General features: G+C 68.5%; 12 protein-coding genes. All 12 read right to left on the bottom strand.

The features are described 5' to 3' along the window. Positions 1–714 carry a hypothetical protein gene (locus L1Z78_RS12240; RefSeq protein ID WP_234641758.1) on the bottom strand — a complete coding sequence of 238 codons (714 nt, stop codon included), beginning with the start codon at positions 712–714 and terminating at the stop codon, positions 1–3. Then, the gene (locus tag L1Z78_RS12235; protein ID WP_234641757.1) at positions 711–4,541 is read right to left on the bottom strand and encodes a hypothetical protein; all 3,831 of its coding nucleotides are present in this window, start codon (positions 4,539–4,541) and stop codon (positions 711–713) included. Before L1Z78_RS12235 ends, L1Z78_RS12240 begins: the two co-directional genes overlap by 4 nt. 13 nt (positions 4,542–4,554) lie before the next feature. Next, complete coding sequence (locus L1Z78_RS12230) at positions 4,555–5,352, bottom strand: hypothetical protein (RefSeq protein WP_234641756.1); 798 nt, start codon at positions 5,350–5,352, stop codon at positions 4,555–4,557. A gap of 49 nt (positions 5,353–5,401) precedes the next feature. Beyond that, a complete protein-coding gene (locus tag L1Z78_RS12225; protein WP_234641755.1) occupies positions 5,402–6,397 on the bottom strand; it encodes a phage tail protein in 996 nt (331 codons plus the stop codon). Continuing rightward, positions 6,394–7,686 carry a hypothetical protein gene (locus L1Z78_RS12220; RefSeq protein ID WP_234641754.1) on the bottom strand — a complete coding sequence of 431 codons (1,293 nt, stop codon included), beginning with the start codon at positions 7,684–7,686 and terminating at the stop codon, positions 6,394–6,396. Before L1Z78_RS12220 ends, L1Z78_RS12225 begins: the two co-directional genes overlap by 4 nt. Continuing rightward, on the bottom strand, positions 7,676–11,011 hold the full coding sequence (locus tag L1Z78_RS12215; protein ID WP_234641753.1) for a baseplate J/gp47 family protein: 3,336 nt from the start codon (positions 11,009–11,011) through the stop codon (positions 7,676–7,678). Before L1Z78_RS12215 ends, L1Z78_RS12220 begins: the two co-directional genes overlap by 11 nt. Before the next feature lie 34 nt (positions 11,012–11,045). Further along, positions 11,046–11,285 (bottom strand): hypothetical protein, encoded by a 240-nt coding sequence (locus L1Z78_RS12210; protein WP_234641752.1) that lies wholly within the window; start codon positions 11,283–11,285, stop codon positions 11,046–11,048. 20 nt (positions 11,286–11,305) lie between these two features. Next, positions 11,306–11,695: a GPW/gp25 family protein gene (locus L1Z78_RS12205; protein WP_234641751.1), complete on the bottom strand. Its 390-nt coding sequence runs from the start codon at positions 11,693–11,695 to the stop codon at positions 11,306–11,308. Positions 11,696–11,719: 24 nt separating this feature from the next. Continuing rightward, entirely contained in the window at positions 11,720–12,133 is a 414-nt protein-coding gene (locus L1Z78_RS12200) for a PAAR domain-containing protein (RefSeq protein ID WP_234641750.1), read from the bottom strand. A 63-nt stretch (positions 12,134–12,196) separates the two neighbouring features. After that, positions 12,197–12,829 (bottom strand): phage baseplate assembly protein V, encoded by a 633-nt coding sequence (locus L1Z78_RS12195; RefSeq protein WP_234641749.1) that lies wholly within the window; start codon positions 12,827–12,829, stop codon positions 12,197–12,199. Beyond that, positions 12,826–13,884, bottom strand: a complete 1,059-nt coding sequence (locus tag L1Z78_RS12190; RefSeq protein ID WP_234641748.1) for a phage late control D family protein — start codon at positions 13,882–13,884, stop codon at positions 12,826–12,828. Before L1Z78_RS12190 ends, L1Z78_RS12195 begins: the two co-directional genes overlap by 4 nt. After that, complete coding sequence (locus tag L1Z78_RS12185; protein ID WP_234641747.1) at positions 13,871–14,515, bottom strand: peptidoglycan-binding protein LysM; 645 nt, start codon at positions 14,513–14,515, stop codon at positions 13,871–13,873. Before L1Z78_RS12185 ends, L1Z78_RS12190 begins: the two co-directional genes overlap by 14 nt.

Genomic DNA, 14,515 nt, shown 5'->3' with positions numbered 1-14,515 from the left:
TCACCAGTAGAGCAGGAATTCACCGCCCATCCGCAGGCCATGGCCCTGAAGCGAGATGCGCGGATCGCCGTGCCCGCAGCACAGCACGGCCTGGTGCGGGGCGAGTCCGTCGTGCACGACGATTTCGCCAGGACGGTAGGGATGAAACCGGTGCGCCGCCTCGGCCCCCGCCCCAGGATCGCCCGCAGCGGGCCAGACCGAAAGCCCGCTGCCTGGCGGATTGCACAACGGCAAGGTGAAGCTCAGCACGTCGCCCGGGTCTGGCGTCGCTGCGGGAAAGGCCTGGCGGTACTGCAGGTCGCGATGCACGCTGGCGACAGGCCCGTCCAGCGCCGGGTGCGGCAGGTAGATGTGGAAGCCTGGCAAGGCCGCCTCCGAGTCGGCCAGCCGGGCCGGCATGCCCAGCATGGCCCGCAGCGTTGCCGCGACCCGCTCCAGCAAAGGCCTGAAATGCCGGGCCAGCAGTGCATTGCTGCTCTCGCGCAGCTCGGCGCGGTGGTAGCCCTGGCCGGCGGCGGCGACGGCGTCCAGATAGGCGGCCAGGCCCAGCGTATGGAATGGCACCTCGGGATGGCGACGACGCCAATGCCGCTCCTGCAGCAGCACGGCAAGCACCCAGTCCTCGCAGCCGGCCTCGTCCAGAACGCGCCGACGCAGCACCTGCCCATCGCCGGGCATGCGGCCTTGTTCCCAGGGTGCATGCGCGGGTTTCATCCCAGTGCGTCCAGCAGCTTGCCCACCGCGCGCGTGATCCGGCCCTGCGCAGCCTTCGCCATCGGCTCACCGGCGATGGCGGAAACACTGTCGACCAGAAGGGCGCTCGCCTGTTCACGCGCCGGCTGCCGGGCCAGGATGTCGGCGACCACCTGCTGCAAGCTGCCGCGGCCGGCCTCATCCAGCGGGGTGCCCAGCGCCTGCCCGACCTGCTGCAGGAAGTCATCGACCGCCGCGGCCCTGGCATCGCCGCCGCCCTCTCCCGCGCTCTCCCCTCCCCCCTCTGCCGGGCCGCCGCCTGCGTCGCCGGACACCTGGTCGGCGGGCGAAGTTCCTGGCGCATCCGCGCCACCCGCGGCCACGGCCTGCGAGCCGTCGCCGACCAGCCTCACCAGCGCCCGCGTCAACAGGCGGCGTTCGTTGGTGCCGAACGCCTTGCCGATGGCCTGGCCCACGGCGTCGAGGAAGTGGTCGATGTTGTTCTTGATCAGGTTCAGGTCGTGCCGGTTCTGGTCGTTGTCGTTGATCCGTACCAGTGCCTGCACGCCGCTGGTCAGCAGTTCGCGCTGCTGCCCGGTGAAAGAGTGGCCCGTGACACGGCCGAAGGTGTCGATCAGGTCCTGGATGTGCCGCGGATCGACCGCGTTGTCCGGCACCTGGCCGGGCGGCGCCGCCGAACAGACGATGTTCTGCAGATCCTTGATGAAGGCGGCCCGGTCATCGGGACTGGCACTCATGGCGGTGGCATCGCCGAAGACCTGGGCCAGGTCGCCCACGCGCTGGTCGATGTTGCGCTGGGCGGCCTGGATCGAATCGCGCTCGAAATCGCCGGATGTCAGGAAACGGCGAAACTCGGCCATCGCCGCCTGCATGGAGCTTTGCACGCCGGGCCCGCCGGCCGGGCCCGCCATCGGTGCCTGGCCGCCGGCATCGCCCAAGGCCACGGGCGCCCCGCGCTCCTGCGGACGTTCTTGCAGCAAGGCCTCGCCGGTCTGCACCGTGCCCAGGGGCACCCAGTAGAACTCGCAGCCCGGGGGCTTCATGCCCGCGCCGGACGGCAACCAGTTGAGCGTCAGCGTCCAGGTCTCGCCCGCCCGCACGGGCAGCGTGAAGCTGCCGGGGAGGGTCGGATAGTAGGTCGTCCCGCTGCTCTTCTTGCCACCGCCGGCGGTGTAGGGATAGCACAGGGTGCCCGCATAGGTGTAGCTGGTGGGGGCTCCACTGCTGTCGGTGGTGGCGCCTTCCAGAAAACCGAAGAACTGGTTGTGCTGCTGCACGCGGCCCACCGTGGCCAGCACGTGGCCATCGGTGGCCGCGCGCCGGCTGAAGCTGCTGCTGACGCCGTCAGGGGCGGACGTCATGTGCGTCTCGTCCCAGGGGCCCGAGCGCACGCCGAGGATCTGCACGCTGCCCTGTGCATCGATCCGGCAGCCGCTGACGTCCAGGTTGCTGCCTTGCAGCGTCCCGCCCTGCACCACCTTGTCGCCGACGATGTCCTGGCTGGAATGGATGGAGCCCGCAGCATCGAGCAGATACTTCGCATCGCCCGACGCCTGGCCGAGCACCACATTGCCCGGGGTCACCGCCAGCAGCGGCGTGGCACCATGCTCGCCGACCTGCAGCAACTGCGCGGCCGTGCCGTCGCCATCGACCAGGATGTTGCGCGTCGCGATCAGCGTCTGGACCCGGGTGGTGGTTCCGCCATTGCTGCTGAAGCTGACATCTCCATTGACCTGCAATGCATAGGCAGGATCCACGTCGCCGATCTCGACATTGATCGCCACGGTGTTCGGCGAGGGTGCCGTGCCGTTGGTCTGTACCAGCATGGCCGGGACCGGCGTCTGCACCAGGCCGCTGGTATCGGTGGATTTGAACTGTGCCAGCAGCGCCTGCGCCACGACAAAGGCCGAGTTGTTGGCGTCGAACTGGCTCGCACCGGCCGGCGCCGCCAGCGTCATCTGCTGCTGCTCGGCATCGACCGCCTGGACCATCCAGCTCACCGGGTCAGCACCGGCGAGCTTGAACTGCGGCACGATCAGTTGATCGCCCTGCTGCAGCACCGCCTTGAAATGGGTCCCGACCCCGACGATCGCCGTCCCGTTGCTGGAGATCGTGCCCTGCCCCTGCACGACCGCGCCATTGGCCGCCCGGGTCTGGTACTGGGCGTTGTAGAGCACGAACTGCGGCTGCGTGTCCACGGTCAGTCCGAGATCGGAGGCCACCTGGGTGACCGTCAACGGCATGGGCACCAGCTCGCCGATGGTGATGGAGTCACCGACGCTGACCTCCTTGTGCAGCTGGGTCTGGTAGCCCTGGACGGTGGCCGTGGTCCTGCCCTCGACGGTCTGGATCTGCTTGGTCTTGATCAGGCCCGAGCCTATCGTCGCCTGGCCACCGCCGACGCCCAGCGAGCCTGGTGAATTGCTCGCGCGGATGCCGACGTTGCCCTGCATGTAGTTCAGCTTGCTGTTCGGCTGGCCCGGGCTTTCCTGGGTCCAGAAACTCAGGATGGGCAGGCCCACGAGCTTGGAGCCATTGCCTTCGAAGCTGCCGGCGATCACCTTGCCGTCGATGTTGGCGGCCGCGGCATGGACCACGCCATTGACATCCAGCTCGGCCTGCGGCCCGGTGGTCGCCAGTCCGATGCCGACCTTGCGGTCCGGCGTGATGACCAGCGCGCTCAGGCCGTCGTCCGGCAGGCCCGAGCGCACGGCATACCTGCCGCCCAGTCCCACCGTGCCGTCGCAGCCCACCTGCAGCAGCGGCCCGGCGCTGGCGCTGGAAAAGCTCGCCAGCAGTGCGCGCACATAGGTGTAGGGCGCATTGGCCAGCGGCGGGTGGAAGGCCGTGTCCACGGTGACCTGCCGGTACTGCGGGTTGACGGCCGTGATCGTGCGCGTTTGCGCCGCCTGGGTCACCATCGGATCGGAGATCAGCACGTCGCCCACCTGGAAGAAGGGTTGCGGCGGCTCGGTCAGCGTGACTTGCTGGCCGTTCGAGGACAGCGTGCCAGGGCCTTTGAAAGTGATGGCGTCGAGTTGAAGATTGGCCAGCGGCTGGTCCACGCCTATGCCCAGGTTGTTGCGCGTGGTCGCCAGGCCGGAGAACTGGGTCCGTGGCGCATCGACCAGCAGATAGTCACGCTGCTGGCCCGTGCCAGAGGACTCGCGGCGGGCGCTGATGCTGGCGTATCCGCCCGCCGGCGCAGGGTTGCCGATCTCCAGCATGCCCTCGCTGGACAGCAGCGGCACCGCGCGCGCTTCGCCATCCAGGGCCACACCACTGCCTTCCGTGATGAAGGCCACGGTGCCCAGCACCGACCCGACGTAGCGCCGCTCGAAACTGCCGAACTTGTAGGTGAGTTGGTTGATCCGGCCCTCGGAGGAAAGCCCGATCACCGCCAGCAGCAGATGCAGCCCGGGATCCTGCAGGTTGAGCTCGCAGCTGATCCTGGGCTTCTGGATGATGCGCTTGTAGCCGGGAACGCCGCTCTGGTCGGTGTAGTCGCCGTAGACCTCGTCGTAGGTGATCGTCAGGTAATAGTTCCTGCCGGGTTCGGGATCGCGCAGGCGCAGCACCAGCCGCTCGAGCAGAATGATCTCCCGGCCCAGGCGATCGATGGCGGTTCCGGGCGCGATCTCGACCTGGGTGGCATCGACCGTGGTGTCATGCGCGACCTCCAGCCCGCGGGCGATGCCGTAGGTATGCAGGCTGCGGTTGTGGTTGCGCAGCATCGCCATGTTGTAGTTCTGCTCGGTGATGAAATCGTCGGTCAGCAGCGCTTCGCCGGCGAAGTAGTGGGTACGCTCTATCCGTTGCTGGGTCATGGCGAGGTTCCTTTCAGGGGGCGACGACGGCAAGCCAGTTGACCTGTATGGGGTCGTCCCCGGCCGCAGCCTGGACGGCGGTCAGGGTGAGGTTGAAGCTGGCGGTGCCCACGGCCGTCACTTCGGTCGCATAGGGCACGGCACCGGCGACGTTGACGAAGATGTTCGGCACCCTGGCGAAGGCCTGGACGCCGGCATCCACGTACCGGATCGTCTGTGTCGCCGTGGCACCGGCGGATGCCAGCGTGCCGGGGTCAAAGCGGGCGACGCCCTGCTTGGAGGCGGTCAGATCGACGCTGGCACCGTTGCCAACGCCCAGGTCGGCGGGCAGCTTGCTCGTGACCGGCACGCGGCGATCCGTCACCGAGGTGATGCTGCCGCTGCCGTCCAGGTGGACCTCGGCCAGGATCACGCCCCAGTTCGGGTTGCCCGTGGTATCGCCGGTCTGCAGTACCGCCGCCGTGTTGACCGTGTCCGTGCTGGCGCCGGCGTTCTGTGGCGGATACTGGAGATAGACACCGAAGGGGTTGAGCGACGCCGAACCGACGGTCAGCGTGTTGTTGCTGCTGCCCGGGAAGACCAGGAAGTTGCCATTGCCGTCGATGGCAAAGCCGGGCTGGGCCGTCAGCGTCTGGTTCTGTCCGCTCAGCTGCAGACCCGACAGCACGCCGGCCGTGTACAGGTTGCGGTTTTGCAGCGTGATCCAGTTGATGAAATAGTTCTGGCCTTGCGCCATCAGCGCCGAGGTCAGGAACATGCCGTCGTGGTAGTTCAGCCGGACGGCGACGTCCGAGGGGATGGGAGTGGTCATGCAGGTTCCTTCATGTGCGGGTGGCTGATGCAAGGCAATTCATGACCGGTCAGGACCCCAGCAGCGTGTTGATGCCCAGCTGCGTCGCCCGCCCCTGGGGCTGCAGCTGCATGGCGGGAACGATGGCGATGGCGGCGCGGGTCGCCGCGGGCCGCACATCCTCCAGCAACAGGCGGATCCGGTCGGCCAGCTGCAACACGGTCTGGACGGTCGAGGCCGTCAGGATGAAGTCGGGGTCGCCGGCATTCGGCAACGTGATCGTCACCTGGAAAAGCCAGGGTGCGTAGCCGCTGACCCGCGGATACGCGGGACTGCTGCGGTCCTGGACGATGAAGGCCGTGGCAGGCAGATCGGATACGGCCATGGGCCGGGGATCGGGGTTGGCGACGGTGACACGGACCTGGCCGTTGACCTGCTCGGGTGGCGCGACCCGGTTGCCGTCCGGCGGCGGATAGTGGAAGCCGACGACGGTCCGTGGCAGGTCGAACACCAGGTTGAGCAGCATCGACAAGCCCTGCGGCGTGCCTCGCAGCCGGTAGAGCGCGATGATTTCGGCGATGACCTGGCGCTTCTTGTCGATGCTCCAGCCCTGGTCCACCACCAGCGCCACCCAGCTGCCGAGCCAGCACAGGAAGCTGTTCAGCCAGTCCTCGAATTCGGCCTGCCAGCCCGTGTCCTGCTCGCCGGTGGCGACGTAGCCGGCCAGCGGATCCTGGCCCGCCTCCAGCCCGATGTAGCTGTTGAACTGTTTCAGCAGCGCCGTGGCGGTCGCCGCAGGCGCGCCGGAGATCGGCGGCATGAAGCGGGTGTCCGGCAGACCCTGGCCGGCGAACAGGAAGCTGAAGCGCGGGTAGAACAGGTTGCCAATCACTTCGGCCGCCAGCAGTTCCTGGATGCCCTTGCGGCCATCGAGCAGGCCGTCGTCGATGCCGGTCAGCAGCTTCTGGAAGATCCGCAGGTAGGCGCCGATGAAGTCGTTGCCCGGCTGGCTGTAGACGGCCGGCAGGTAGTGGAGGTAGCTGCGGGGAGCCGGTGCGCTGGTCATGATGGCAGGCCCGCCGCGGTGGTGATGGTGACGTCCAGGCAACGCAGCCGCGGCCAGCCCCGGTAGATCTGCGCCGGAGCGCCGGGCGGCAGCGACGCCAGCAAGGTGTTGGCGCCCAGCTGCGCCAGCCTGTCCAGCTCGATCGTCGGTGCATGGCGCAGCGAGCTGTCGACAATCGCCGTCACCCCGGGCACGGCACGGACCAACTGCTCGATCTGCGCCAGGTCCGGGGCGGCATCGTATTGCCAGGCATAGGCTGCCTCGGGCAACGGCAATGGGGCCCCTGCGGCGGCTGCGTTCAGGTTGCCGCCAGCGCCCGCACCGCCGACATCGCCTGCGCCGGGACCCAGGCCCGCGCCGGCAGTGCCCTGGACACGGGCCCGGACTGCGGCAGCGGCCGCGGGCGGCGCCAGCCGGTCCACGAGGAAATACTGGAACAAGGCCACGGTCAGCGCCGTCAAGGTCACATCGAGCCGCAGGCCGGGCGCCACCTGGACGAGCACCGACAGATCGATGGCCGTCCACTGCGCCATCTGCACGTCGACGGCGCTGCCGGCCAGGACCCGGGGCCCGAGGTAGTCGCGAACCTGGTGCACCAGCGTGCTCTCGGCCCCGCGCACATCCTGCGGATCGGCCAGCAACAGCTTGCGGCGCGTCGTCGCCGAACTGGCGTATTGCTGCTGGTTGGGATACGGCGGAAGCCGGTATTGCCACTGTGCGCTGCTGAGCAGGTGGACCGTGGTCGCCTGGTCGGCGACCCGGGCCGCCGCCCGGCGCACGTACAAGGCAGCGGGTGGCGGGCTGGACATCACGGTGGTGGCGGCCTGCTGCGCCTGCGCGGCGATGACCAGGTTGGTCTCGCGCGCCAGCGCCTCGACCGCGCGCGCCGACAAGGCCAGGTAGGGATGGTGCAGATAGCTGACGACCGCACGCTGCAGGTCGGCCGCCGACAGTGGCGCGCCCTGTTCGACCGCGGCCAGCACCGCCCTCAAGGCGAGGAAGGCCTGGTCATGCTGGTCCACGGCCGCCCGGCTGTAGTCCGTCTCGTTGGTGGCAAAGGCCAGCCCCAGCACCCAGCGCAGGAAGTTCTGCTGGGTCTGCAGCGGGATCGCATTGGCCTGGTAGAGCAGCGACTCATCGATCCAGCACAGCAGCTGCAGCAGCGTGATGCCCGGATCGGAGGCATTGAAATCGGTCCACAGCCGGGTGTGCTGGGGAATGCGCCGGATCAGGTCGGCGAGCATCTGCTCGTAGCCGACGCGGTCGAGTTTGGGCAGTTCAAACGACACCGCGCGCCTCCCCGGCAGAGCCGCCATGGGCGTAGGCCAGCACCGCCATCACTCCGGCCACCGGCAACTGGCCCGCCGCCAGCGCGAGCTGGCCCCCCTGCACCCCGTTGAGGCTGACCGCGAGCACGGCCAGCACGCCGGGCTGGCGTTGCAGGAACTGGCTGACGGCACTGGCGGTGACGGTCTCGCCGAAATCCCAGCCGGCACCCAGCAGGCCGCCGAACACCGGCTGCAGGAATCCGGCCAGCGCCGTGGCCAGCGCTTGCTGCGCCGCCAGTACCTGGTCCTGCGCGGCGTCGATCGCGACCTGGGCGCTGATGTCCAAGGCGACGAAGTCAGGCGGCAGGACCTCGATCCGCGATGCCAGGGGCGCCAGGCAGCGCCGTTTCACGCCATCGGCGACGCGCTGGCGCAGGGCCGGCGAGGTGCCGGGCCGTGGATCGGCCGCCAGGGCCAGCACGGCAATCACGATCCGTGGGCCGGTGCCCGCTGGAGCCGACACCTCGAACGCCCGCGCCTTGGCGACCCGCTGATCGGCCGCCGCCGCGAGCGTGCCCAGATCGGCCAGCTGGACGGCCCGGCCCGCCGCCTTGGCCAGGCGCGGACCGAAGCCATCCAGGTCGGCCACCGTGTCGCCACCGACCCCGCCCAGCGCCGCTGCCGGATTGGTGACCTGCTCCAGGTCGGCCATGCCGGTGCGCAGCAACGTCAATTGCCAGGCCGGGACGTTGCCGGCCAGCCCCTGCGTCGCGTCATAGCGCGCGGCCACGATGTTGTTGTGGCCTGCGGGTGGAATCAGCCCGTTGCGGCCGTTGCCGAAGGTGACCCGGCCGCTCTGGTAGTCCAGCGTATAGACCCGGTCGGAGGGGCCGCTGAAGGCAAAGCTCTCGACCTGCCGCCAGCGGCGGTAGACGGTGTCGTCGCCGGCAGGCCGCGTGCCGTCGAGATCACCATCGAGGTCGGCATCGCTGCCGCTGACCAGTCCATGGCTGGCCAGGCCATGGCCCGCCTGGGCCTCATCGGCGGTGGTGCCCGCCGCCATCGCCGCAGCGCCTGCCCGGGCCGCCAGCCGGGGCGGGCTGGAAGCCAGGGCAGCGACGCTGCGCTCCAGCATCGTCCTCGCGCCCGCCGCGCCACGCCCGGCGGTGGCGCTGGCGCCGGCCGCCGACATGGCCTCGAACTGCTGCGCCCGTTGCGACGGCGGCGGCTCCAGGCCCACGGGCTCGATCACCTGCAGGTCCAGGCCCGCGGCCACCGGTGTCGATTTCAGCAGGAAGGTCTGGTCGGGCTGCGCATTGCTGGCGCCCAGCACCTCGTCCACCACGGTGGTGAGGTTGCGGCCGGGCACGGTGTTCGGATAGATGCCGTGGACACGGACGGTCCCGGTGATGCGCGGCGCGCTGACGCGGAACCAGTACGCCGTCTGTGAAAACACCGTGCTGGCCGGCATCGCCGCCGGCACGGTGAAGCTGACGACGCCGCAGCGGCTCAGCCCATGGCTGCCATCGTCGACCGCGAGCGGTTGCCAAGCCTGGCCATCGTGCCACTGCCAGGACAGGACGGCGGCGGGGGCGACGGTTTCCTCGGCCAGGTGGAAATACAGCGTCAGCTTGCCACCGACGGTGAAGCGGCCGAAATCGCCAGGCGCGAACGCGAAGCAGAAGGTGGCAAAGACATCGTCCAGCGGCTTGAACGGGCTGAACAGGAAACGGCTGAGCGTGAAGGCGTTGTATGACCAGAAGCTGCCGGGTCTGGCCGAGTAGCTGTAGGTCAGGTGCAGTGACCGGATGAACGGTGGCGCGTGCTGGCTGGCGTCGAACCGGTAGCTGAAGTTGACGCCGGCCACATCGTTGAGGAAGCGGCTGACCCGCGCTCTTTGCGGCGGCAGCAGGATGTCGTCCGGAAGCTGGCCGATGGCGAGATCGACGCCCTCGGCCTTGAAGCCGCCAGGCCGGCCGTAGCTGCCGCTGGCAATCGTCGCCCGCAGCCAGTAGCCCTTGATGCCCGCCACCGTGGTCGCGCTCATCGGCGGGCACAGGAAGCTGATGATGGTCGCACCGTCCGGGCTGTTGTACTGCAGGCTGTGGGTCGTGTCTTCGAACTGGTAGCGGCCGAGCTGGTCCGGCGTCTGGTTCATGGACTGCCACTGCACACCGTCCCAGAACTGCCATGCCAGTGCCACCGGATAGTCGATCTCCACATCGACCAGCTGGAACGAGAGCACGAGCCTGGCCCCCGTCTTGGTGAACACCGGGTCGCTGCGGATATAGAAGGCATCGTCCTGCTGTGGCGTCTGCCCGAAGGGGTAGGCGCCGTTGGGCAGATCGAGCAGCAGGGTGTTGCTGGCGCCCTGCTGGGGCAGGATGCGCTTGCCACGGAAGGTGCACTGCAGGCCGGTGATCACCGGCAGCTGCTGCTCCAGCGCCGCCAGCACCTTGACCTGCGGGCTGGGCTTGACCAGCAGCCAGTAGTCCTGCGGGCCCTGCGGTGGCACACCGTCCACGGCCTGCGCCGGCAGCCCGTCGGCGGCGCACAGCTGGGCCTGCAGCTCGCCCACCGTGCGCGGCCCGGCCGCAGGCGCCTGGGCCAGCACGATGCGCAGCCCCAGCGCATCCTCCGTCGGAATCAGCTGGGCGGCCAGCGGCGCCAGCGCGCCATCGGCCCACTGGCCGAAGTATTGCGGATACAGTTGCCGGCCGACCAGATCGATGGTGATGTCCTGCAGCGAGTCATCCGGCTTGAACAGCGACGGATCACCGATCAGGAACCAGTGCCCCAGCGGCCTCTGCGCCACGCCGTCCCGGGCTACCGCCTCCCCCTGGGTGACGAACAGCGACACCGCTGCGCCGCTGCCGAACACCGGCAGCGCCTCGATGAAGGCATCCTGCGTGGGGATCAGCGCCATCGCCGCGCTCATCCGCGCCGGCACCACCAGCAGATCGTCGTCGGTCTGGAAGCGCAGGGCCTGCGCCTGCGGCACCACCACCGCCGTGCCCCGGGGCACCAGCCGCGGCGGCCGCGCGGCCTTGAGCACGAACTGCAGCGGTGCCACCGCGGGCAAGGGCGGCCGCAGCTGCAGGTTCAGGAACTGGTAGAAAGCCAGCCGGCGCTGCACCGGCATCTCGTTTTCGATGTCGGCGGTATAGCGCGCCAGCTGCGAGAACAGTTGCAGCAGCACCAGTCCGACGTCCTGCCCGATGTCGGCGGCGGTCGGGGGATGGTGCGGCCAGTACGACGCCCACCCCGGGCAATACGCGGCCGCCAGCGCCAGGGCCTGCTGGAAGAAGTCGTCGGCGCTGCGGCTGTCAAGCGTGGGGGACGGCATGGTGCGGGGTCTGTCGGGGATGGCCGCGCCCCGTTCAGGCGCGCGGGCTGTCGGCCGCCCCATCGGCGGCGGCGGCGATGGCCGCAGCCGCGTTGGGCCGGGCGTCCTCCAGCATTTCCTCCAGCGCCTGGATGGCGCCGCTGATGCGCAGCAGCGTGTTGCGCAGATCGCGCTGGCGGTTTTCCAGCGCCCTCAACTGTTCCTCGCCGGCCTGGTGCTCCTGGCGCAGCATGGCGATGCGGTCGGCCACGCGCCGGGAAAAATCGGGTTCCATGGGGGGTACTCCTGAGGGGTTCATTTGAGAAAGAAGGGATAGACGAGGTTGTCGGGCTGGTTGCGGTCGCGGATCAGGTAGTGCACCGTCACCTGCAGGCAGTTGCGCTGCTCGCCACTGACCACGACATCGACCGTGGTCACCTGGATGCGCGGCTCCCACCGCTCCAGCGCCAGCCGGACATACAGCTGGGCCAGGCTGGCCGTCGACGCGTTGCCGGCGGCGAAGACCAGCTCGTTGATGCGGCAGCCGAACCCGGGCAGCATCACCCGCTCGCCGGGAGCCGTCTGCAGAATCAGCAAGATCGCCTGCCGGATGTCGGCGGCGCCGGCCGCCAGCAGGATGCGCCCGCCCTGCGGCTGGATCGGAAACGACCAGCCCTGGCCCAGGAAGTCGGCGTTCGCGTCCATGGGTGGCCTAGAGCGTGCTATGCACTATCCGATCAACACGTTGGACAGGCCGGGAACGACCACCACCGGCGAAGGCGCCTGCGGACCGGCCGGTGGCACGTCGTGGCAGGTCTCGCAGAAGTCACCGGCCCGTGCCGCCGCCCTGGCGTTGATCCGCACGCGCATGCTGCCCATGACCACGCGGCCCAGGTTGGTCGGCGGAACCTGAAAGGTGCCGGAGGCCGGTATGTGCGGCGGCACGTTGCTGGCCATGGACCCCACGGTCGCTGCCGGGCGGCCGTTGATGCGGACGTTCAGGCTGGTGTTCATGGAAATCCGGCCGTTGAACGGGAACGGCTGCGGCGTCGGTACCGGGCCTCCCGGACTGGGAACCAGCACGACATGGATGTCGGCGGCGTTGACGATGGAGTCACCGAATCTGGCGGCGGGCTGGGGCATGGTGTGGGCTTTCCTGGGTTTGTGGCCGGGCTCTTGCCGGGGGATGCGGGCGCGGCTGCGCGCTCAGTTCAGATCGATCATGGACGCCTGCAGCTTCATGTTCATGCCACCTTGCAGCTGCATGGATTCGGCCGTGAGCTGCGCCTTCACGCTGCCTGCGGTGTTCTTGAGGGTCACCCCCGCCGCCTCCATCGTCAGCTGGCCCGTGGCGGTGATGGACAGATCCCCCTTGCTGGTGATGGCGATGCGGTTGCCAGCGCTGTCGATCAGCACTTCATTGCCTTTTTCGTCAACGATGCTGATCCCGCCCTGCGGCGAATCGTCGATGCGCACGGTCTTGCCCTGCCGGGTCCGGATCACCCGGATGTCCTGCTGCTGGTTCTGCGGCACCGGGGGCTTTTGTGCGCCGTTCCAGAGAAAGCCCACGACATAGGGCTGGCTGGGATCACCGTCCGCAAAGGCGACCAGGGCGGTATCGCCGGGCTGCGGCAGGAAAAAGCCGCCGCAGTCCGGACCGGCCATGAAGCTGGCGATCTGCGCCCAGTCGGTCTCGATCTCCCGGCCCTTGAGCTTGAGCCTGAGCCTGACTCGGCCCAGCCCCTTGGGGTCCTCGGTGTTGCTGACCGCGCCCAGCGTGACGCCTGGCGCGAGGCTGGCGGGGACATCTCCCGCGGGGTCCTGGGTCGGTGGGCTCATACGCCGGTCCTTTGCAATTTGATTTCGGTGCTGTAACCCGCCATGTCGTCGTAGCGGTGCGTCGCCTGCGTGATGTAGTAGGTGCCGTTGAAGCGGCTGGACACGCCGGTCAGCCGGATGTTGATCCCGGCCACCAGGTGCGGGTCGCCCTGGAGGCTGGCGCTGCCCTCGATGAAGCGGCTCAGGTTGCGCTGGTACTGGGCCTCGGCGACTTCCTGCAGCGCCTCGACGGTGGCGATGTCCGGCCGCTCGATGGCGATCGCCGAATCGGGAAAGTCGCCAGCCTCCTGGTAGCCGGTGCGGCTGCCGCCCATCCGGTCGGACGGGCTGCCCGAGGAGGCCGTCGCCGTGATGTACTGGTTGGTCTCGAGGTCGTAGCCGGTGACCTGGACCTCCTCGCCTTCGGTCGGCACCCGCAGGTTCAGCGAGACCTGGCTCAGGTCCCTGGGGTAGTTGAGCGTACGCACCGGACTCTCGCCCCGGGCCGAGGGCCGCAGCACCAGCGTCGTGCCCCGCATCACCAGCTCATGGTCGATCAGTTGGCTGCGCTGGCGCAGAAAGGCGTCATTGGTCTGGTTGTTCTGCAGCACCCAGTCGTTGATCTTCCCGGCCTGGCCCTGCACCTCCAGCGCCAGGCCGCACGAACGGGCGACCTGGCTGGCGATCTCGCCTTCGCTGAGGTTCTCGAAGGTGCGGGTATGGGTGCCGAAGCGCAGCCGGTACATGCGGTCGAAGCCGCGGATCGTCACCGTCGAGTACTCGGCGAAACTCGGCTCGACCGCCGTGATGTTGCCGGTGATCAGCTCCTGCGCGGTATCCAGGCCGAGGAACAGGCTGACCTCGTCGCCGGGCTTGAAGGTATCGAGGTTGACGTTCTGCCAGGCGCCCTGCTCGGATTGCGCGCTCAGCGTGAAGCTGAACATCGACGGCACATTGATCTCGCTGGTCACCTGGACGTCGCGTATCGCAGCGACCACCGGCACCGGCAGCGCCGAGCGATTGCACAGGATCTTGAAGACGCCGGTCTGCACCCGCAGGGTATTAGTGGTCGCCATGGCCGGAGAATCCGTCGTCGTGTGTGTCGATGATGACCAGCGTGCGGCCGATGTCGGTCGCGGCCGGGAAATTCAGCGGGTCGTGGATGCCGTTGTTGTCCGCGATCAACCGCCATTGGCCGGGATCGCCCAGCGCCTTCCAGGCGATCAGGTAGAGCCGGTCGCCCTCCTGCACCGTCCACAGCCGCCGGCAATTGAAGTAGCCACGCGCCTGCAGGTCCTGCTTCTGGGTGAGCACCGACTTGAAGGTCACGTTGAGTTCGGCCCGCACCGGGATGCCGGAACTCAGGAACATGGTGAACTTCTGCTCCAGCCTTACGACGATGCCGGTGTACAGCGCCCCCGCCCAGGTGAACACCACCACCGGTGGCTCCTTGCGGGCATTGGTGCCGGCCGTCGGCTGGGTCAGCGCGGCAATCCTGCTGGTCTGCTTGCGGATGTCGGTCTGCTGCTCATAGCTGTCGAAAAACAGCGCCACGGTCAGGTCATCGTCGCTGACACGCTGGAACTGAATGTTGGAGCCCTCGCCCTGCACCAGCACCGTCTTGTTCAGCGACAGCTCGGTCGGGTTGTACATCACCGGGATTTCCTCCCGGGTCTGCTGGACGACGATCTTGGCTTTTTCGAGCAT

Origin of the sequence: Delftia tsuruhatensis, assembly GCF_903815225.1 — a bacterium.
Taxonomy (GTDB): domain Bacteria; phylum Pseudomonadota; class Gammaproteobacteria; order Burkholderiales; family Burkholderiaceae_C; genus Comamonas; species Comamonas tsuruhatensis_A.
This window is presented reverse-complemented; position numbering and strand designations above follow the sequence as displayed.

What these genes read in the sequence shown, in the direction of transcription:
- L1Z78_RS12230 (WP_234641756.1), bottom strand. Translation starts at nt 5,352, where the DNA reads ATGACCACTCCCATCCCCTCGGACGTCGCCGTCCGGCTGAACTACCAC.
- L1Z78_RS12185 (WP_234641747.1), bottom strand. Translation starts at nt 14,515, where the DNA reads ATGCTCGAAAAAGCCAAGATCGTCGTCCAGCAGACCCGGGAGGAAATC.
- L1Z78_RS12190 (WP_234641748.1), bottom strand. Translation starts at nt 13,884, where the DNA reads ATGGCGACCACTAATACCCTGCGGGTGCAGACCGGCGTCTTCAAGATC.
- L1Z78_RS12240 (WP_234641758.1), bottom strand. Translation starts at nt 714, where the DNA reads ATGAAACCCGCGCATGCACCCTGGGAACAAGGCCGCATGCCCGGCGAT.
- L1Z78_RS12205 (WP_234641751.1), bottom strand. Translation starts at nt 11,695, where the DNA reads ATGGACGCGAACGCCGACTTCCTGGGCCAGGGCTGGTCGTTTCCGATC.
- L1Z78_RS12200 (WP_234641750.1), bottom strand. Translation starts at nt 12,133, where the DNA reads ATGCCCCAGCCCGCCGCCAGATTCGGTGACTCCATCGTCAACGCCGCC.
- L1Z78_RS12235 (WP_234641757.1), bottom strand. Translation starts at nt 4,541, where the DNA reads ATGACCCAGCAACGGATAGAGCGTACCCACTACTTCGCCGGCGAAGCG.
- L1Z78_RS12215 (WP_234641753.1), bottom strand. Translation starts at nt 11,011, where the DNA reads ATGCCGTCCCCCACGCTTGACAGCCGCAGCGCCGACGACTTCTTCCAG.
- L1Z78_RS12225 (WP_234641755.1), bottom strand. Translation starts at nt 6,397, where the DNA reads ATGACCAGCGCACCGGCTCCCCGCAGCTACCTCCACTACCTGCCGGCC.
- L1Z78_RS12210 (WP_234641752.1), bottom strand. Translation starts at nt 11,285, where the DNA reads ATGGAACCCGATTTTTCCCGGCGCGTGGCCGACCGCATCGCCATGCTG.
- L1Z78_RS12195 (WP_234641749.1), bottom strand. Translation starts at nt 12,829, where the DNA reads ATGAGCCCACCGACCCAGGACCCCGCGGGAGATGTCCCCGCCAGCCTC.